The 18,595-nt window shown below is 63.2% G+C and carries 23 protein-coding genes; 7 read left to right on the forward strand and 16 right to left on the reverse strand.

What is annotated here, in order from left to right; translation table 11 throughout:
* Positions 1-10 precede the first annotated feature (10 nt).
* A complete protein-coding gene (locus EJ077_RS07025; protein WP_208700716.1) occupies positions 11-1,252 on the reverse strand; it encodes an MFS transporter in 1,242 nt (413 codons plus the stop codon).
* Positions 1,253-1,391: 139 nt separating this feature from the next.
* On the opposite strand from EJ077_RS07025, the gene EJ077_RS07030 reads away from it, so the two are divergent.
* The gene (locus tag EJ077_RS07030; protein ID WP_208700718.1) at positions 1,392-2,288 is read left to right on the forward strand and encodes an AraC family transcriptional regulator; all 897 of its coding nucleotides are present in this window, start codon (positions 1,392-1,394) and stop codon (positions 2,286-2,288) included.
* A 7-nt stretch (positions 2,289-2,295) separates the two neighbouring features.
* Here EJ077_RS07030 and EJ077_RS07035 read toward each other — a convergent pair whose 3' ends face one another.
* The 7 genes from EJ077_RS07035 to EJ077_RS07065 all read right to left on the reverse strand — a co-directional run bounded on the left by EJ077_RS07035 (position 2,296) and on the right by EJ077_RS07065 (position 8,432).
* Positions 2,296-3,231, reverse strand: a complete 936-nt coding sequence (locus EJ077_RS07035; RefSeq protein ID WP_019860650.1) for a ribose-phosphate pyrophosphokinase — start codon at positions 3,229-3,231, stop codon at positions 2,296-2,298.
* Between the two features lie 155 nt (positions 3,232-3,386).
* Positions 3,387-4,025 (reverse strand): hypothetical protein, encoded by a 639-nt coding sequence (locus EJ077_RS07040; protein WP_208700720.1) that lies wholly within the window; start codon positions 4,023-4,025, stop codon positions 3,387-3,389.
* 43 nt (positions 4,026-4,068) lie between these two features.
* Positions 4,069-5,220: a M24 family metallopeptidase gene (locus EJ077_RS07045; RefSeq protein ID WP_208700722.1), complete on the reverse strand. Its 1,152-nt coding sequence runs from the start codon at positions 5,218-5,220 to the stop codon at positions 4,069-4,071.
* Positions 5,220-6,014 carry a peptidoglycan editing factor PgeF gene (gene pgeF / locus EJ077_RS07050; protein WP_208700724.1) on the reverse strand — a complete coding sequence of 265 codons (795 nt, stop codon included), beginning with the start codon at positions 6,012-6,014 and terminating at the stop codon, positions 5,220-5,222. Before pgeF ends, EJ077_RS07045 begins: the two co-directional genes overlap by 1 nt.
* Positions 6,015-6,117: 103 nt before the next feature.
* Positions 6,118-7,206: a class I SAM-dependent methyltransferase gene (locus EJ077_RS07055; protein ID WP_208700726.1), complete on the reverse strand. Its 1,089-nt coding sequence runs from the start codon at positions 7,204-7,206 to the stop codon at positions 6,118-6,120.
* Positions 7,203-8,063 carry a prolipoprotein diacylglyceryl transferase gene (gene lgt, locus EJ077_RS07060; protein ID WP_208700728.1) on the reverse strand — a complete coding sequence of 287 codons (861 nt, stop codon included), beginning with the start codon at positions 8,061-8,063 and terminating at the stop codon, positions 7,203-7,205. Before lgt ends, EJ077_RS07055 begins: the two co-directional genes overlap by 4 nt.
* A gap of 126 nt (positions 8,064-8,189) precedes the next feature.
* Positions 8,190-8,432, reverse strand: a complete 243-nt coding sequence (locus EJ077_RS07065; protein ID WP_208700730.1) for a BrnA antitoxin family protein — start codon at positions 8,430-8,432, stop codon at positions 8,190-8,192.
* A gap of 229 nt (positions 8,433-8,661) precedes the next feature.
* Between EJ077_RS07065 and EJ077_RS07070 the strand changes: the two genes are divergently transcribed.
* The 3 genes from EJ077_RS07070 (at position 8,662) to EJ077_RS07080 (ending at position 10,159) form a co-directional block, all read left to right on the forward strand.
* On the forward strand, positions 8,662-8,964 hold the full coding sequence (locus EJ077_RS07070; RefSeq protein ID WP_127280606.1) for an accessory factor UbiK family protein: 303 nt from the start codon (positions 8,662-8,664) through the stop codon (positions 8,962-8,964).
* A gap of 318 nt (positions 8,965-9,282) precedes the next feature.
* Positions 9,283-9,783 (forward strand): YbjN domain-containing protein, encoded by a 501-nt coding sequence (locus EJ077_RS07075; protein ID WP_027143347.1) that lies wholly within the window; start codon positions 9,283-9,285, stop codon positions 9,781-9,783.
* Between the two features lie 16 nt (positions 9,784-9,799).
* Entirely contained in the window at positions 9,800-10,159 is a 360-nt protein-coding gene (locus EJ077_RS07080; protein WP_127869754.1) for a tRNA-binding protein, read from the forward strand.
* Here EJ077_RS07080 and EJ077_RS07085 read toward each other — a convergent pair.
* The 5 genes from EJ077_RS07085 to EJ077_RS07105 all read right to left on the reverse strand — a co-directional run bounded on the left by EJ077_RS07085 (position 10,156) and on the right by EJ077_RS07105 (position 14,698).
* Entirely contained in the window at positions 10,156-10,626 is a 471-nt protein-coding gene (locus EJ077_RS07085) for a hypothetical protein (RefSeq protein WP_208700732.1), read from the reverse strand. The genes EJ077_RS07080 and EJ077_RS07085 overlap by 4 nt on opposite strands.
* Before the next feature lie 98 nt (positions 10,627-10,724).
* A complete protein-coding gene (locus EJ077_RS07090) occupies positions 10,725-11,747 on the reverse strand; it encodes a glycosyltransferase family 4 protein (protein WP_208700734.1) in 1,023 nt (340 codons plus the stop codon).
* A 259-nt stretch (positions 11,748-12,006) separates the two neighbouring features.
* Entirely contained in the window at positions 12,007-13,422 is a 1,416-nt protein-coding gene (locus EJ077_RS07095; protein WP_208700735.1) for an ATP-binding protein, read from the reverse strand.
* A gap of 36 nt (positions 13,423-13,458) precedes the next feature.
* Positions 13,459-14,178 carry a response regulator gene (locus EJ077_RS07100; RefSeq protein WP_208700737.1) on the reverse strand — a complete coding sequence of 240 codons (720 nt, stop codon included), beginning with the start codon at positions 14,176-14,178 and terminating at the stop codon, positions 13,459-13,461.
* Entirely contained in the window at positions 14,165-14,698 is a 534-nt protein-coding gene (locus EJ077_RS07105; protein WP_208702927.1) for a MarR family winged helix-turn-helix transcriptional regulator, read from the reverse strand. The genes EJ077_RS07100 and EJ077_RS07105 overlap by 14 nt, the downstream gene beginning before the upstream one ends.
* 261 nt (positions 14,699-14,959) lie before the next feature.
* Between EJ077_RS07105 and EJ077_RS07110 the strand changes: the two genes are divergently transcribed.
* The 3 genes from EJ077_RS07110 to EJ077_RS07120 all read left to right on the forward strand — a co-directional run bounded on the left by EJ077_RS07110 (position 14,960) and on the right by EJ077_RS07120 (position 17,092).
* Positions 14,960-15,853, forward strand: coding sequence for a branched-chain amino acid aminotransferase (locus EJ077_RS07110; RefSeq protein ID WP_208700739.1), 894 nt, complete (start codon positions 14,960-14,962; stop codon positions 15,851-15,853).
* Between the two features lie 145 nt (positions 15,854-15,998).
* Entirely contained in the window at positions 15,999-16,316 is a 318-nt protein-coding gene (locus EJ077_RS07115; protein WP_127278400.1) for a hypothetical protein, read from the forward strand.
* Positions 16,317-16,453: 137 nt separating this feature from the next.
* Positions 16,454-17,092, forward strand: a complete 639-nt coding sequence (locus EJ077_RS07120) for an MBL fold metallo-hydrolase (protein ID WP_208700740.1) — start codon at positions 16,454-16,456, stop codon at positions 17,090-17,092.
* A 99-nt stretch (positions 17,093-17,191) separates the two neighbouring features.
* On the opposite strand, the gene EJ077_RS07125 is transcribed toward EJ077_RS07120, so the two are convergent.
* From EJ077_RS07125 to EJ077_RS07135, 3 genes are all read right to left on the reverse strand, one after another.
* Positions 17,192-17,623 (reverse strand): BA14K family protein, encoded by a 432-nt coding sequence (locus EJ077_RS07125; RefSeq protein ID WP_208700742.1) that lies wholly within the window; start codon positions 17,621-17,623, stop codon positions 17,192-17,194.
* A 192-nt stretch (positions 17,624-17,815) separates the two neighbouring features.
* Complete coding sequence (locus EJ077_RS07130; RefSeq protein ID WP_008877668.1) at positions 17,816-18,028, reverse strand: cold-shock protein; 213 nt, start codon at positions 18,026-18,028, stop codon at positions 17,816-17,818.
* A gap of 318 nt (positions 18,029-18,346) precedes the next feature.
* Positions 18,347-18,559: a cold-shock protein gene (locus tag EJ077_RS07135; RefSeq protein ID WP_006202520.1), complete on the reverse strand. Its 213-nt coding sequence runs from the start codon at positions 18,557-18,559 to the stop codon at positions 18,347-18,349.
* Positions 18,560-18,595: the final 36 nt, after the last annotated feature.

Raw genomic sequence — 18,595 nt, forward strand, 5'->3', positions numbered from 1 at the left:
CCCGGATGATTTAAGCGGCTGCTTGCGCCTTGCGGGCTTGCTTCATGTTGGGCAGGAACACCGTCAGCAGCCCCAGGAACGGCAGGTAGGAGCAGATCTGGAAGACGAAATCGATGCCCTTCATGTCGGCGACGACGCCGAGCACCGCGGCGGCGATGCCGCCGACGCCGAAGGCGAAGCCGAAGAAGATGCCGGCGATCGTGCCGACGCGGCCCGGCACCAGTTCCTGCGCGAAGACGACAATGTTGGAGAAGGCTGACGACAGGATGAGGCCGATCAGCACGGTCAGCACCATCGTCCATTCCAGGTTGGCGTAGGGGAGCGCCAGCGTGAAGGGCAGCACGCCGACGATCGAGAACCAGATCATCGCCTTTTGTCCATAGCGGTCGCCGAACGGACCGCCGAGCAGGATGCCCAGCGCCGAGGAGCCGAGGAAGAGGAACAGCATGACCTGCGACATCTGCACCGAAACGCCGAACTTATGGATGGAGTAGAAGGTGTAGTAGCTGGCCAGGCTGGCGATGTAGGCGTTCTTGGTCAGCACCAGCAAGGTCAGCACTGCCAAGGCCCACATCACCTTGCGGCGCGGGAAGGGCGAGACGAAGCTTGCCGTCTTGCGATTGCCTTGCGCGGCGCGCAGGCGGCTGTACCAGCCACCGACCTGCCACAGGATGACGATGCCGATCAGTGAGCCGACGGCGAACCAGGCGATGCTGGTCTGGCCGAAGGGCACGACGATGAAGGCAGCGAGCAACGGGCCCATGGACTGGCCGAAATTGCCGCCGACCTGGAACAGCGACTGCGCCAGGCCGAACCGGCCGCCGGAAGCGAAGCGAGCGATACGCGAGGATTCCGGATGGAAGATCGCCGAACCGATGCCGATCAGCGAGGCGCCGATCAGCAGCAGATAGTAGTGGCCGGCGTAGGCCAGCACAACCAGGCCGATCAGCGAGGAGGCCATGCCCCAGGGCAGCGAATAAGGCATCGGTCGCTTGTCGGTGACCGCACCGATGATCGGCTGCAGCAGGGATGCCGTCACCTGGAAGGTGAAGGTCAACAGGCCGATCTGCCAGAAGTCGAGACCGTAATTCTCTTTCAGCAGCGGATAGATGGCCGATAGCAGCGACTGCATGATGTCGTTGATGCAGTGGCACAGGCTCACCGCCAGGATGACGGTGAAGGCCGTCGCCTGGGCTGAAGCGTGACTGACGGTCGCAGGGGGCGCGACGCTGGTGGCTGTCGTATCGGTCAAGATAGGCTCCGTAGTCTTTTTGGCGGGTTGTTCCCGCAGGCGACGTGGCGGGCGCTTCCCGCAGGCAGCCTTATAGTCTGGTTGCCAAGCGACTTCTTTCGTGGTTTGGTCCAATAGTTTCGCAAGTGGGCCATACCGAATGCCAAAAGCCAGGGAGATTTTCGGCGCCGGCCATACGGATCTCGGGCAATTGCACGGGCTGCGTTGGCAGTGGCTCGAGCAGGCGGTCGGGCCGGCGGTGGTGTTGCCGACGGAATATCCGGACGGCTACCACGTGCCGCACCACCACCACAGCCGCAGCCAGTTGCTGCATGCGCTGGTCGGCGTCGTGCTGGTGACGACGCGGCATGGGCGCTGGATGGTGCCGCCTGACCATGCGATGTGGATTCCGGCCGGTATCGAACATTCCGTCGAGATGCTGGGCGATGTGTCGATGCGCTCGGTCTATGTCATGCCGCAGGCGATCCCGGGCCTGCCGGAGGGCATGCGCGTCGTCGGCATCACCGACCTGATGCACAGCCTGATCGTGGAATCAGAAAAGCTCCCGCAAGGCAGCGAGCTGGAAGGGCGCGGCGGCCTGATCATGAGCCTGCTCCTGCATGAGATCCCGCAATTGCCGGAGCGGCCGCTCGGCCTGCCGTTTCCGTCCGATCCCAAACTGGCGGCGCTCTGCCGGCGTTTCGTCGCCGCGCCCTCACCGCACGCAACGATCGACGAATGGGCCGATACTGTCGGCATGAGCCGGCGCTCCTTCACGCGCGCTTTCCAGCGCCAGACCGGCTTGTCGCTGTCGACGTGGCGCCAGCAGGCCTGCCTGTTCGCGGCCTTGCCGAGGCTCGCCGATGGCGAGCCCATCACCAGGGTGGCGCTCGATCTCGGCTATGACAGCGTGCCGGCCTTCATCACCATGTTCAAGCGTATGCTCGGCTCCTCGCCGCGCGGCTATATGCGCGGCGCGCGCGATGCCGGCGAAGGCATGCGGCGAGCCCCGGCCCGGCTGGAGGCGCCGATGCCATCGGCCTTGCCGCAGGGGTAACCGGCTTTCAGTCGAACAGGCTCGACACCGATTCCTCGGTCGCTGTGCGCGAGATGGCTTCGCCCATCAGGTCGGCGATCGAGATGACGCGGATGTTGGGCGCGTCGAGCACGCCTTGCGTCGGCTGGATGGAATCGGTGATCACCAGTTCCTGCAGCTTCGAGCCGCTGATGCGGGCGACCGCGCCGCCTGACAGCACGCCGTGGGTGATGTAGGCGGTGACGCTGGTGGCGCCGTTGGCCAGCAGCGCATCGGCGGCATTGCACAGCGTGCCGCCGGAATCGACGATATCGTCGATCAAGAGGCAATCCTTGCCGGCGACCGCGCCGATGATGTTCATGACTTCCGATTCGCCCGGGCGCTCGCGGCGCTTGTCGACGATGGCGAGCTGCGCGTCGAAGCGCTTGGCCAGCGCGCGGGCACGCACCACGCCGCCAATATCGGGCGACACCACCACGACGTTGCCGAGCTGCTTGTATTTCGCCTTCACGTCGCGGGCCATCACCGGCACCGAGAACAGATTGTCGGTCGGGATGTCGAAGAAGCCCTGGATCTGGCCGGCATGGAGATCCAGCGTCAAAACCCGGTCGACGCCGGCGCGTGTGATCATGTTGGCAACCAGCTTGGCCGAGATCGGCGTGCGCCCGGAAGCGCGGCGGTCCTGCCTGGCATAGCCGAAATAGGGGATCACCGCCGTGATGCGCTTGGCCGAGGAGCGCATGAAGGCGTCGATCATGATGAGCAGTTCCATCAGGTGATCATTGGTTGGGAACGAGGTCGACTGCAGGATGAAGACATCCTCGCCGCGCACATTCTCCTGGATTTCGACGAAGATTTCCTGGTCGGCGAAGCGCCTGACACTGGCCTTGCCCAGCGGGATGTTGAGATAGCGAGCGACCGCTTCGGCCAGCACCCTGTTGGAATTGCCTGCGAAGAGTTTCATGCACCGTTCCTGGTGGAGAAAGGAGAGTCCCAACAGACTCTCCTGCGCCTTTTAACCGGGCTTTTAGCGGCCCGCGCGGCTATTGCAAGCGTCGTGATCGCGAATCCGCCGGCTAAGCCTAAGAAAGCTGTTCGGCATCACCGGCTGGCAACACCTCAACCCGCCTTACCGCTGAGAAAGGCCGTAAACTGATCGATGGTCTGGTCGGCGATCGCCTGCATGGTGGCTGGCGAGACCGACTTCCAGCTGTCGGCCGCGCTGCCGCCGGAACCGGTCGAAGGCGCCTTCATCTGGCCGTTGATGCGGTGCAGCCGGTTGCCGGAGGGGTCGTAGACGTCCCAGACATAGATGACGGTGGTGTCCTTGCCTTCCGTCATCGCCGAGAAGTAACCCTTGAGTACATGGGTTGCGGCCTGGTCCTGGCTGCCGGCCAGCGTGATGCCGCGCTGCTTGGCGCGTGCCTGCAGTTCCGCCGTCAGCGGCGTGGCGGCGTCCACCGAAGCGCCGACGATCGGCGCGATCTGCAGCCGGGTCTTCGACAGGGTCGCGGCGGCCTGGGCGGAGGTGACGGGCGCGGCGGCGGGTGCGCCCGCCGCCGTGGTGGCCGGCGCGGCCGTCGATGGCGCCGGGGCGGGAACGGTCGCCGCGGCGCTGCCTTGCGTGGCGGGTGCAGGCTGTGCCGAGGCCGCCGGCGGGGTGATGGCGGAAGGTTCGAGGACGTCCTTTGCGTTGGTGCAGGCAGTCAAAGCCAATGCCACAAGCAATGACACGGTCGTCACATGCGATCGTCTCATTTGCCTTCTAACTCCTTGGCGAAGAACGCCTCCCATTATGGATTCACTGCACGATCAAGTCGAGATCATGGCGGGACAGCGGCTTCGGCTGGGATTCGGTGGTCAGGTAGGTGCGGCCAAGCGTCATCGCCGTCTCGGTCTCGGAATCCATGATGATCATGTGGGCAAACAGCGTCATGTTCGGCGCGATCGGCTCGGGATTGCCCTGATAGAACATCGGCATGTCCATCCAGGACGGCGTGAAGCGGGCGCCGACGGAATAGCCGCAGGCGTTCAGCCGATGCTTGGTCAGGCCGTGCGCTTCCATGGTGCGGGCGTGGGCGTCGAACACGTCGCCGAAGGAGTTCGCGGGCGTCATCGCCTTTTCGACGGCCAGAAGCGCGGCGCGTGCGGCGTCGAACAGCTCCTGATGGCGCTTGGACACCTTGCCGGTCAGCACCGTGCGCATCATCGGCGCATGGTAGTGATGGAAGACCCCGGCCCATTCGAGCGTCAGCTGGTCGTTCTTGGTGAGCTTGCGGCGGCCGGCCTTGTAGCGGCACAGCAGCGCGTCGACGCCGGAGCCGATGATGAACTCGTTGGCCGGGTAATCGCCGCCGCCGGCGAAGATCGCGCCCTGCATGGCGGCCAGGATCAGGGCCTCGTCGCCGCCCTGCTTGATCAGCGGCAGGGCCGCGTCCAGCGCGTCGTCGGAGAGATTGGCGGCCTTTTCCGCCTTGGCGACTTCGGCCGGGCTCTTGAACAGGCGCAGCCGGCCGACGATGCCGGAGGCATCGGCGATCTGGCCGAAGGTCTGCAACTGCTCGTCCAGGCGGCGGCCATTATAGGCGGTCAGACCGTGGGTGTCGTATTCGACGCCGATGCGGGCGCCGAGCAGGTCGAGTTCGTTGAGCAGGTTGCGCAGGTCGACCGCCGGATTGGCGCCGTCGCGGTCGGTCCACAGCACGATGTTGTCGATGATCGAGGTGTTGCGCGCCTGGCGCAGGTCGGCCGAGCGGGTCAGAAGCACCATGGAGCCGTCGGCCTTCACCACCAGGCACTGGAAGAAGCAGAAGCCGAACGTGTCGTAGCCGGTCAGCCAGTACATGCTTTCCTGCGCGAACAGCAGGATGGCGTCGAGCTTCTTCTCGGCCATCTCGATCATCAGCCGGTCGCGCCGGGCGTCGAATTCCGATCGTTCAAAATGCAGCGCCATTATATCTTCTCCAAAACGATTGCCGAAACCTGCCGGCCATAATCGGGCTCCTTGCGGTGCGTGGTGCGCCGGTAGGAGTAAAATAAATCTTCCTCGGCATAGGTGCAGCGGCCGAGACTCTCGGCCGTCACGCCGGCGCTGGCCAGCCGGTCGACCGTGTAGCTGGCGAGGTCGAACATCGAATGGCGGGCATGTGCCGAAGGTACGAAATACCGGGCATTTTCGCTGTCGGCCTCGACGAAGCGGGCGACGAATTCCGGCCCCACTTCGTAATTGTCGGGGCCGATGGAAGGGCCGAGCACGGCGATGATGTTTTCGCGACGGGCGCCGAGGCTCTCCATGGCGGCAATGGTGTTTTCGAGCACGCCGGTGAAAGCGCCTTTCCAGCCGGCATGCGCCGCGCCGATGACACGCGCGCCGGCATCCGCGAACAGGACCGGGCCGCAATCGGCGGTCGACGCGCCGATGGCGATGCCGGGCCGGTCGGTGACGATGGCGTCGGCCTTGGGCCGCTCGCCCGCGAAAGGTTCCCTGGCGATGATGACGTCGGGCGAATGGATCTGCCAGGCGGTCAGGAGATGGCTTGCGGGCACGCCCATCCAGGCGGCGACACGGGCCCGGTTCTCGGCCACCAGAGCCTGGTCGTCATCCGACCCGGTGCCGATGTTGAGGCCTTGGTAGATGCCGGTGGAGACGCCGCCAGTGCGGGTGAAATAGCCGTGGCGGATGCCTTGTGCCAGCGCCTTGTCCAGCAGTGGCGACCGAACGGGATCCGGTTTGGTCTGATTGAGCATGCGGGCGTTGTTGTCCGTGTGGGTGGTTTCGTCAAGGAAAAGCAGCCGGCGGTCCGGCCGCTCTCTTACCGGACGGGAGATTGGGAGGGGCAGCGGCAAAAAGTCAATCCGCCGTGGCGAAGGGCCTGACGGAGATACCACGTGGCATGACGGCAAGCACCTTGAACAACTCGCCCATCGCTTGCGGGCCGGCGAGGCGCTCGACGGCATCGGAGATCTTGTCGCGTGCCGCCTGGCCGGCATCGGCGCCCAGCTGGCCGGCGCGTTCCAGAATGCCCATGCCGAGCAGGAAATTGCCCTGCGTCGACAGATGGGCGTCGAGACCATGCCCGCGCACGACTGCTGCAAGAGCGGGGAAATCGACATGCGAGGTGAGGTCGGCCTCGCCGGGATTGGCCAGCACATCTTCATGATTGTGCCTGCGCAAGGCCTGCAGCGTGTCGCCAATACCAGGCCGCAGATGGCCGTAGTCGGGGAATAGTCCGGCGCCGCCGTCGCCGGCTATTCGCTCGGCGATGGCCGCCATCAGGGCGGTGCGGGCGGGCGCGACTTCGACGACCGCGCCTTGTGGTGCGTCGGCCGCATCCCTGGGCAGCAGCGTCGGGTCGACCGAGCCGGCGCCGGCGAAGAAGCAGAGATTGTCGGCGTCGTCCAGGCCGACCATGCGCTCGCGCCATTCGGCGCCGGCGCGGACGAACTGGCGGATGGGCACGGCATCGAACACTTCGTTGCCGACGATCAGCAGCGGCTGCCGCGGCAGCGTGTCGATCGTCTCGTGCCAGGAAACATCGAATGGTGTCGCGCCGAGCGTCTGTTTCTGGACTTCCGTCAGGCGCGGGCTGGTCTCGATCATGGCGAAGGCGGCGCCGTTGGCCAAGGCCGGATCGAGCCGCGACCAGGTGCGCAGCATGTCCTTCATCAGCGTGCCGCGGCCGGGGCCGATCTCGGCGATGGTGACGGGCATCGGCCGGCCGATTGCTGTCCAGGCCTGGTAAAGCCAGACGGCGACGAGTTCGCCGAACATCTGGCTGATCTCCGGCGCGGTGATGAAGTCGCCGGCCGCGCCGAACGGTTCGCGTGTCGTGTAGTAACCGTCGCGCGGATCGAACAGGCACAGCGCCATGTATTCGTTGACAGGCATCGGACCCACCGCCTCGATCAGGTCGACGATGCGGGATTTCAGTCGCGTCATGTCGCCTGCGGCTGAGCTTGCGTCACCGGCTTGGCTGTGACCATCGCCCAGATGCCGGCCAGCACCATCGGCGTCGACAGGATCATGCCCATGGTCAGCCAGTTGGTGCCGAGGAGATACCCGAGCTGCTGGTCGGGTTCGCGGAAGAACTCGACAAAGATGCGCGACAGGCCGTAGCCGCAGATGAAGGCGCCGCCGACAAAGCGCGGCGTCTTCAGCTTGAGACGCGAGTGGGTGAGGATGCGCAGCACGACAAACAGCACCAGGCCTTCGAGCAGGGCCTCGTAGAGCTGGCTCGGATGGCGGGTGAACGGACCGCCATTGGGGAATTCGATAGCCCAGGGCACATCGGTGGGCCGCCCCCAGAGTTCGGAGTTGATGAAGTTGGCGACGCGCACGAGGCCGAGGCCGACCGGCACGCCCGCTGCCACGACATCGAACAGCGACCATGTGCGGATGCCGCGCTTTATGGAAAACAGCGTCATAGCGATGATGACACCGAGCAGGCCGCCATGGAAAGACATGCCGCCTTGCCAGACGGCGAAGATATCGAGCGGATGGGCGATATAGCGCGCCAGGTCATAAAACAGGACATAGCCGGTGCGGCCGCCCAGAACCACGCCGATGGCCGCCCAGACGATGAAATCGTCGAGATCCTCCGGCCTCATCGGCAGGACGCCGTCGGGCCAGAGTTTCGGATTTGCCGCGAGCCGCTTGGCATACCACCATGCAAACAGGATGCCGACGATGTAACCGATGCCGTACCAGTGCACCGCCAGCGGCCCGATCTGGACGAGGATCGGGTTGATGTTCGGGAAAGGCAGCGAAGCCAGCGGCAGCAGGAAATATTCGTTCAACGGGGAGCTCTCGGTTGCGATCGGCGCGGACCATGCGGCAGGGTTTTGGCAGGGTCAAGGCAAGGTCACGGCCGTCCATGGTCCGTGAACAGGATCGCTTCAAGGTTCATCGCGCAGGTGGCGTGCTCAACCCCTGGTCCTGGCGGCCACCACTTCACGCAGGGCGTCGTTGATCCTGTCCTGCCAGCCTGGACCATCTTCCTGGAAATGATCCAGCACGGCCCGGTCGATCCTGATCGAGACAAGCTCGCGGACATTGGGAGCGGTGGAGGGCTCGCGAGGCGGGGCCGCGGCCGGCTTCTTGACCGGCTTGAAGACAGCTTCGGCGGCTTCCATCGCATTTGTCGGTCGGCGCGGGGGCGTTGCCATTGTTTATCCTGACTGAAACGTGCCTGAAGGGAGGCGAGACGAGGGCGTCATGATAGGCGACTTGCCACCCTCAAGTACAGCTTCGGAGTCGTCAGGGAGCCTCCCGCAGGGGGCGGCAGGCCGCCATGCGGCTATGCGCCATAGCAACGCAGAGGCCCAGCCAAGCTTCAACGTTCTTGCATTCCGCGCCCAGCACCACTAACTCAAATCAAGCAAGCGAGGATTTGCCATGTCGACCGGACCGAACCGCATTCTCGATGAATTCGCCAAGCTGATGACCGATGCCGCCGGTGCTGCTCAAGGTGTGCGGCGCGAGGTGGAAACGGCCTTCAAGGGCCAAGCGGAGCGCATTCTCAACTCCATGGACGTCGTGCAGCGCGAGGAGTTCGAGGCCGCGCGCGAGATGGCCGCCAAGGCGAGAGAAGAGAACGGCAGGCTTGCCGAGCGCATCGAGGCGCTCGAGGCCAGGATCGCCGAACTGACCGGTCAGGCCACACCTGCGGCTCCGGCGAAGCCCAAGCCGAAAAAATAATTCGTTAAACTTTTCCACAAAGCACCAGCCTGAAAATCGCTTTGCCGTGAATCGCTTACCGGCATTGCGTGACTCTTTGTGACAGGCACCTTTCCACATGCGAATGACGCAGTGCGAAAAATTGGGCTGTTCACGCGACTCCCGATCAATAGACTGAATTTGTTGCATGATTCGGAGCAGGGTCATGCCGCCGGGCGGTGGGGTTCGGTCTGGGGTCTTTGCGTTGATAAGTCCCGGCCGTCCGAGTTCTAGACAAGATTGTTCGTCGTGTGTGCCCCGCGGAGCGTGTGGCGCTCCTCTGAACACAGGAAGCATTCCATGGAACTTCTCGAACTCGAATTTTCCCGCGAAATCCATCCGGTGGATGTGATCGAGCAGGTGGCCCACAACAATGACTGGTCCTTCGAACGGGCCGGCGACGACGAAATCTCGATCTCGGTTGCCGGCAGCTGGACCGACTATCACGTCTCCTTCTCGTGGATGGAGGATTTCGAGGCGCTGCATCTCGCATGCGCCTTCGACATCAAGGTGCCGGAAACCCGCACGCTGGAAGTGATGCGGCTGTTGTCGCTGATCAACGAACAGATGCTGTTCGGCCATTTCGACCTCTGGGAGCAGGAAGGCGCCATCATGTTCCGCCAGTCGCTGCTGCTCGCCGGCGGGGTCGAACCCTCGAGCCAGCAGGTCGAGGTGCTTTTGTCCTCGGCGTTGGAAGCCTGCGAGTGCTACTTCCAGGCTTTCCAGTTCGTCGTGTGGTCGGGAACCTCGGCCAAGGACGCGCTCGCCGGCGTGCTGTTCGAGACCTTCGGCAACGCCTGAGCAAGACGCGTTCGAAATGAGTTCAAGCAACGAGCGCAAGCCCGAAATCAGCTTCGCCGATTTCGATCGTGTCGACATCCGTGCCGGCACGATCATTGAGGCCGTACCGTTTCCGGAGGCGCGCAAGCCTGCCTTCAAGCTGAAGATCGATTTCGGCGCCGCCATCGGCGTCAAGAAGTCGTCGGCGCAGATCACCAAATACTATACGCCGGAAACATTGATCGGCCGTCAGGTGTTCGCGGTGGTCAATTTCCCGCCGCGCCAGATCGGCCCGTTCATGTCGGAAGTGCTGACGCTCGGTTTTCCCGACGAGGAGGGCGCCGTGGTGTTGGGCGCCATTGAGCGCAAGGTGCCGGATGGCGGCAGACTGTTTTAGCGCTTAAGTGAGCTCGATTGGCTTGGATGACGCTTGTTTCCCAAATGTCTCTGCGACCCATCGATCTTTCGGATAGGTTCGGGAGAGATGATAAAGGTTCTGCTCATCCGTGTAGCCCAGAAGCTTGCCTTCCAGCCATTCCAATTGAGAGCACCAGGCCCGCGGCCCATTAGATCGAGCAGAAGCAAAAAGGCCTCCACCCGCCATTCTTCACCCCGACGGGAATAAAAGTAATAGTCGATGTCCAGTGAGGAGCCATCCGGGAGGTGCCTAGTGAAGGAGCGGATATGCTCCGACACTGTTCCATTGGCGACATAGGTCGCGAAATCCTGGTTGGCCAGCGCATCGGATTTTTCAAAGCCGTCCACGCGCTCATGGGCAAAGACGGCAAACGGCTTGGATCCGGCGAGCATCATCTCCAATTCGCGGTTGGTGTGCACGAGATACGGATAAGGCTCGTTTGCCATCCATTCCAATTTCCGTTCGCAGGGACCTGATCATAGCCAGAATACAATGGGGAAGGCGAGTAGCGCTGTGCGCAGAGGATTCTTGAACCACGAATCTGTCAGGCCGCCAGCTTGCGCGTCTTTCCCAATGCTTCCTCGACCGCGTCGAGGAACATTTCCGCGCAGGCCTTCCAGCTGTAGCGCATGGCGCGCTCGCGGGCCTGGTCGCGGCTGACGTTGAGCGCGGCGAGCGCGGCGTCGCGCAGATCGTTCGATACCGCGCCGCCAAAACCGTCGCCGACGATGTCGATCGGCCCAGTCACCGGATAGGCGGCGACCGGCGTGCCGCTGGCCAGCGCCTCGATGATGACGTTGCCGAAGGTGTCGGTGCGGCTGGGGAAGACGAAGACGTCGACCGAGGCATAGATTTCGGCCAGTTCGTCATTGGGACGATGGCCGAGGAAACGCGCCTGGGGATATTTCGCCTTGAGTTTGGCAAGCTCGGGACCTTCGCCGACGATCACCTTGCTACCGGGCAGGTCGAGATCGAGGAAGGCCGAGAGGTTCTTTTCGATGGCGACACGGCCGACGCACAGGAAGACCGGGCCGGGGAAGCCGAGGTCCTTGCGCTTGTCGGGCCGGAAATGGTCGGTGTCAACGCCGCGCGTCCAGGGCCTGAGCTTGTTGAAGCCGCGCGCCGTGAGATCGTCGGCGAGCGACTGCGTGGCGACCAGAGTGCCCTGGCCCGAATTGTGGAAATCGCGCAGCCAGCGATAGGCCCAGCTCTCCGGCACCGGCAGGCGGGCACTGAGATATTCGGGGAAGCGGGTGTGATAGCTGGTGGTGAACGGCCGGCCGGCATTGCGGCAATAGCGCCGCGCCATGATGCCCAGCGGCCCTTCGGTGACGATGTGGATGTGGTCGGCCTTGTAGCCGTCGATCAGGCGCGCGACATGGCCGGGCGTGGTCAGCGCCAGGCGGATGTCGGGGTAGGTCGGCAGGGGCAGGGTGCGAAAGATGTTCGGGGTCAGGAATTCGACCGCGACGTCGTAGGACTTCAGGGTCTCGGTGAGCCGCTCCAGCGTGTGGACGACGCCGTTGACTTGCGGGCGCCAGGCGTCGGTGACCATCAATATGCGCATGGCGGCCCTTTGCTCCGGAGGTCTGCGGTTGCCTTTAAACGATGCCGGAACGGCGACCATGCGGCCGCCCTCGCTTCGCCCCAGCGCACCCTGGCGGGCACGGGGTCGAAGTAAGGCGGCAAGGACGAATCAAGTGCGGTCGCGCGCTTCATGCGCGCTCTTGATCATGGTTTCATGACGGGCGGATGAAGCAGACCGTAACCCCGGAAAGTCGAAACCGGTTTTCAGGCAAGATCATGCTCAGTTAGTCAAATAGAAATCAGGCCGGAACCTTGATCACGGCGCGCAGGCCGCCCATCGGACTGTCGTCGAGCGTAATGTCGCCGCCATGGCTGCGGGCGATGTCACGGGCGATCGAGAGGCCGAGCCCGGTGCCGCTGGCGTCGAGGTTGCGGGCCTCGTCGAGCCGAACGAAGGGCTTGAAGACTTCCTCGCGCCTGTCGGCCGGAATGCCCGGGCCGTCGTCGTCGATGGTGACTAGAAGCGAGCCGCGGCCATGATTGGCGGTGACCTCCACCGTCTTGGCATAGCGGAAGGCATTGCCGATGACGTTGGACAAGAGCCGCGCGAAGGCGTTCGGCCGCACATGCACGGTCGGATCGCCGGAAAGCGTCGTCGACAGCTTGCATTTGCGCAAGCGCGCTTCCTCGCCGAGCTTCTGGAAATAGGCTTCGAGATCGAAACGTCCCGGATCCTCCGAGGCCTCGCCGCGGGCAAAGGCGAGATAGCCTTCCAGCATCGACTGCATGTCCTGGATGTCCTGGTCCAGCGCCGCCTTGGTCTCGGCCTTGCCGCCGGCCAGCGCCAGCTGCAGCTTGAAGCGGGTGAGGATGGTTCTGAGATCATGGCTGACACCGGTCAGCATGGCCGTGCGCTGCTCGATCTGGCGCTCGATGCGCTCTCGCATCTGGATGAAGGCAAAGCCGGCGCGGCGCACCTCCTCGGCCCCGCGCGGGCGGAAATCGCGAGGCATCGGCCGGCCCTTGCCGAAGCTCTCGGCGGCCTCGGCAAGCGCCAGAATCGGCCGGATCTGGTTGCGCAGGAAGGGGATGGCGATCATCAGGAGCACCAGCGAGGTACCGACCATCCAGATCAGGAAGATATGGGTGTTGGAGGCATAGGCCTGGCTGCGCCGCACGAAGACGCGCAGCACCTTGTTTTCGAGCTGGACTCGGACCTCGACGATGTTGGAATTGCCGACCGTGTCGATCCAGAATGGGCGGTTGATCTGGCGGGTAATTTCGGCGGAGAGAACATCGTCGAGGATCGAGAAGAACGGTTTTGGACCGGGCGGTGGCAACGGATCCGGCGGCAGGAGGTCTACCTTCAGCTGCATGCGGTCCTGCGCGATGCGGATGATGTTGGCGTAGTCGGCGTCGTGCGGGTAGGTCTCGATCAGGTCGATGATGGCGGCGATGTCACGCACGGTGGCCTGCGACAGGCGTTGCGTCACGGTTGCCCAGTGACGTTCCATGAAATCGAAGGCGACGACCGACTGCAAAAGGATCATCGGCGCGATGACGATGATCAATGAGCGCGCATAGAGGCGCTTGGGCATGTAAAGCGAAACGAGGCGCCAGAACCGGTTCCAGATGCGCGGCACCGCCTTGAACATCCGCGTGGCGCGTGCGCTCAAGCCGTCATTGTCCGGCTGTTCCAGTTCCGTGGTCGCCATTGGCTCTTTTCATCCACTTGGGCCGCCGCGGGCATTCTATTCCACGCTGAGCCGATACCCAATACCGCGCACGGTCTGCAGCCAGACCGGGTTGGACGGATCACGCTCGATCTTGCGGCGCAGCCGGTTGATCTGGACGTCGATGGTACGCTCGCCGACTTCCGAATCGTCACCGACCAGCTCGTGGCGGGGGATGGTTTCGCCGGCGCGCGCGGCGAAGATCGCCAGGATCTCCTGTTCGCGGTCGGTCAGCTTCAGCGCTTCGCCGCCGCGCTTCAGTTCGCGCCTGGCGATCTGGAATGTGTAGGGACCGAACACCAGCTGCTCGACCTTGGGCGTCGCCACCGGGCCGCCCCGGCGCAGGATATTGTTGATGCGCAGGATCAACTCGCGCGGGTCGAAGGGCTTTGGCAGGTAGTCGTCGGCGCCGGCCTCGAGCCCGGAAATGCGGCTGTCGGTCTCCGACAAGGCCGTCAGCATCAGGATCGGCACGTTCTTTTCGGCGCGCAGCGACTTTGTCAGGTCGACGCCGGTTTCACCCGGCATCATGACATCGAGCACGAGCAGGTCGAAGTCGAGGCCGGCGAGCTTGCGGCGGGCCTCGCCGGCATTGCCGGCGACGGTGACGCGAAAGCCGTTTTCGGTCAGATACTGCTTGAGGAGATTGCGGATACGGGTGTCGTCGTCGACCACGAGCAGATGCGGTGCGTCGTCGTCCGGTGCGGCCGCCTGGTCGACCCTCTCAGTGCTCTCCATGGCTTTTCCCTGACATTTTTGCGGACCCAACGTCGATCTGAGCTCTCAGTTCCGGATTGACCATCGCTTCGAGGAAGCGTTCCACCAAGGCCCGTTCGGCGGCGCCGGAATCTTCCAATGCAGCATGGATGCGGCGCGACTGTGGCCGCGCCAGCGCCAGCGCCAGCGCGCGGCCCTTGGCCGTGGGATAAAGTTCGCGCTGGCGGCGGTCGCGCGGGCCCTGCAACTGCACGACGTGATCGGTGTCGATCAATTGTTTGAGCACACGCGCCAGGCTCTGCTTGGTTATCTTCAGTACGTCGAGCAGTTCGGCGACGGTCAGGCCGGGCCGGCGGTTGACGAAATGCAGCACGCGGTGGTGGGCGCGGCCGAAGCCGTAATCGGCCAGGATCTGATCGGGATCGGAGGTGAAGTCGCGATAGGCGAAGAAGAAGAGTTCGATGATGGCGAAGTCGATGCCGTCCTCGCTGGTGATCGCGGTCCTGATCGGCTTTCCGGCAGCTGGGCTTTTATCCGTCATCATTTCTCCATGGGAACGGGAGATTATGTCAGTACTATTGACGTAATTTCCCTGCAATGGTAATTTTTGACAAGCTTTTGGGCGGATTGCGAACGAAAAGGCAAGGCAGGCCGGTTTTTCCGGAACTTCCTGAGTTTGCCAGGGCGCGATTATCCGCTTACGCTCCGAGACACCGGCCGGCGTCTCCAATCACCTGGCGCGGCCAAAAAAGAACACGCAACGACACTGAGATATGCGGGCCGTTGTCCGCGGGAGGTTACCATGGCATCCGTTCCTTTCGATCAACTGGACGGCTTCATCTGGATGAACGGCGAGTTTGTCCCGTGGGGAGACGCCAAGATCCACGTGCTGAGCCATGGCCTGCACTATGCCAGCGCTGTCTTCGAGGGCGAGCGCGCCTATGGCGGCGAGATCTTCAAACTCAACGAGCATACCGAGCGGCTGCATGAATCAGCGCGTCTGCTCGGCTTCAAGATTCCCTATTCGGTGGCCGAGCTCAACGATGCCTCGACCACGCTGCTGAAGAAGCAGGGCTTCCAGGACGCCTATGTCAGGCCGATCGCCTGGCGCGGCAGCGAGCAGATGGGCGTTTCGGCGCAAAACAACCGCATCAACGTCGCCATCGCCATCTGGCAGTGGCCGAGCTATTTCGACCCGGCGCAGAAGCTGAAGGGCATCCGTCTCGATGTGGCGGAATGGCGCCGGCCCGATCCGCGCACGGCGCCGTCGCGGTCGAAGGCCGCCGGCCTCTACATGATCTGCACCATGTCCAAGCATGCCGCCGAGGCCAAGGGCTACGCCGACGCCATGATGCTCGACTGGCGGGGCCAGGTCGCGGAAGCGACCGGCGCCAACATCTTCTTCGTCAAGGACGGCAAGATCCACACGCCCAAGCCCGACTGCTTCCTCGACGGCATCACCCGCCGCACGGTCATTGGCTTGGCCAGGGATCGTGGCGTGGAGATCATCGAACGCGCCATCATGCCGGAAGAACTCGAAGGGTTCGAGCAATGCTTCCTGACAGGAACGGCAGCGGAAGTAACTCCGGTTTCGGAGATCGGCCCTTACCGATTCGAGGTCGGCGAGATCGCCAAGAATCTCATGAACGACTATTCTGTGGCCGTTCAACCCAAGCATGCGATCGCCGCAGAATAACGATAGTCACAGCTTTTCTCGCAAGCAGGGGCGGTTTTCAGGCCGCCCCTTTTATTTATGCGTTTGTGCATTTGACTTTCGTCCAATTCGGCGTCTCATGATGGTGTCGGCCCGGGAGGCTGGCAGCTATGGAGGGACTAATCATATGGACATGAACACGCTTCTTCCGATCATCATTCAGATCATTACAGGCATTATCGGTGGTCAGGCGGTTGGCGCGGCGATCAAGACGGCGGCGATGGGTCAGCTTCCCAAAATCCTGGGCGGAGCCATCGGCGGCGTCGGCGGCGCGGCGATCCTCGGCAGCCTGCTCGGCGGCGGCGCGATCACTCCTGACGCAGCCGCGGCGGCCACCAGCGGCCTGGGCAGCGCGCTCAACCTGCAGAACATCGTCGGTGGCGCCGGCGGCGGCGCGATCCTGACCGGCATTCTCGGCGCGGTCATGGGCGCCATGAAAAAGTAGGCCTGCCAATCTCGGGCTGGCAAAATGGGCGGCTTCGGCCGCCCATTTCTTTTTGGACACGCACTGTTTGACCTTCCGGATGTGGACGGGTTTGGCCGATGCCTCTACATGATCGCTGACACAGCGAAAGGACGATCATGGGTCAGCTCAATGCCGGCATCGTGCCGGTCACCCCGTTCCAGCAGAACTGCACCATCCTGTTCGACATGGACGACAAGCATGGCGTGGTGGTCGATCCCGGCGGCGACATCGACAAGGTGCTGGCGGTGCTGAAGGACAATGCGATCACCGCCGAGGCGATCTGGATCACGCATGGCCATATCGACCATGCCGGCGGCGCCATGGAGCTGAAGGAAGCACTCGGCATCGAGATCCTCGGCCCGCATGAAGCCGACAAGATGCTGCTCGACAATCTGGAAAACCAGGGCAGGCGCTACGGCATCGACGGCGTGCGCAATTGCGTGCCCGACCGGTTCCTTGCAGAAGGGGAAACTGTGTCGTTTGGCGGCCATGTGTTCGAGGTGCTGCATTGCCCCGGCCACGCGCCCGGCCATGTCGTCTACTACAACCGGGCCGCCAAATTCGCCCATGTCGGCGACGTGCTGTTTCGCGGCTCGGTCGGCCGCACCGATCTGCCGGGCGGCGACCATGCGGCACTCATCGCCTCGATCAAGGACAAGCTGTTGCCGCTCGGCGACGACATCGGCTTCATCTGTGGCCATGGCCCAGGCGGGCGCTTCGGCGAGGAACGGCGGACCAATCCGTTTTTGACCTGATTGAGATCTGGACCGCCCCTGGATTCGAAAGCCCAACCAGCTGATAACAAAAAAGCGCCGGCCTTGCGGTCAGCGCTTTTTGTCTAGGGCAGGGAAGCCTCAGTTGGCGGTGCAGAAATGCTGCTCGCCGTCATTGCCGGTGAAGGTGCCGGTGCGGGAATTGAAGCTACGGTAGCGGTCCGAGCAATACTCATACCAGTCGCGTGTCCACGGCTCGGCATAACGGTCGGCATAGACTACCTGCGGCTCGGCGTAATAGCGACGGACCGGTGCCGGGCGCACCACTACCTCACGGTCGTAGCCGTCATCGTAGTAGCGGTCAGCGTAGGCCGGCGGCCGGTCATTGGCCAATGCGCCACCGATCAGCGCGCCGGCGGCAAGGCCGAGAACGCCGGCTGCCACAGCGTCGCCATTGCCATGGCCGTGATGGTGCCAACGGCGCCAGTCATCGGCATTGGCTGCCGAAAAGGTCCCCAGCGTGGTGGCGACCACGGCGGCGGACAGCACGGCTGTCTTGAAAATGCGGTTCATCTTGGTCTCCTTCGTACCGGGCCGTGCAGGTCTGAGGGGATACGGTCCGGCTTTACGAGTGACTAATATGAGACCGTGGCTGAACGGGGGCTGAACGAAATTTTGACCACAAATATTCTTTCACGGCGTCACAAGCCGCGCCCGCGGGGCGCGGACCTGACCTGCCGGAGCCGGCGTCGATCTGAAGCCGGCTCAGCCGACCGACAGGTTGACGGCCTTGGGTCCCTTGCCGCGCTTATCCGGCTCGGTGTCGAATGTCACTTTCTGCCCATCTTCGAGACCGGGAAGACCCGACGCCTGCACGGCCGAAATATGCACGAAGACATCCTTCGCGCCATCATCCGGTGTGATGAAGCCGAAGCCCTTGGCATGGTTGAAGAATTTGACGGTGCCGGTCTGCGGCATGGGAAGCTCCTTTGATCCCATAAACTCCAGTCTCGGGCCGGCAAATGCCCGAGAGGAAATTTGTCCTTTATTTTAGCGTCATCGGCAAGAGAAAGTTTTGCGGGCACTTAAAGCCCGCCGCGCTTTAAGTGCTTGTTATGATGCGCGTCATTGGCCCGGATCCAGATGAAACTCCGGGTAACATCTATTTATGCTGCACTGCTGACATGAAAAAGGCGCGGCGAAAACCGCCGCGCCTTTCAAAATCTGTTTGCCTGCCCAGGTGCTGGTCAAGCTCCTCGTTCGCCCATCCCCTGGGACGTGCGGCGCGCCGATCGCTCAGGCTGCGCGCAGGTTGACCGCCTTCGGGCCCTTGCCCATGCGGTCCGGCTCGACGTCGAAGGTGACCTTCTGGCCGTCGACGAGCGTGCGCAGGCCCGAGGCCTCGATCGCTGAAATGTGGACGAACACGTCCTTGGCGCCGCCGTCGGGCGTGATGAAACCGAAGCCTTTGGTCGCATTGAAGAATTTAACGGTGCCGGTCTGGGCCATTGGGGAAACTCCTTCACCCGTTCAGTCTTGGTGGTC

Source organism: Mesorhizobium sp. M8A.F.Ca.ET.057.01.1.1, from assembly GCF_003952565.1.
Lineage (GTDB): Bacteria > Pseudomonadota > Alphaproteobacteria > Rhizobiales > Rhizobiaceae > Mesorhizobium.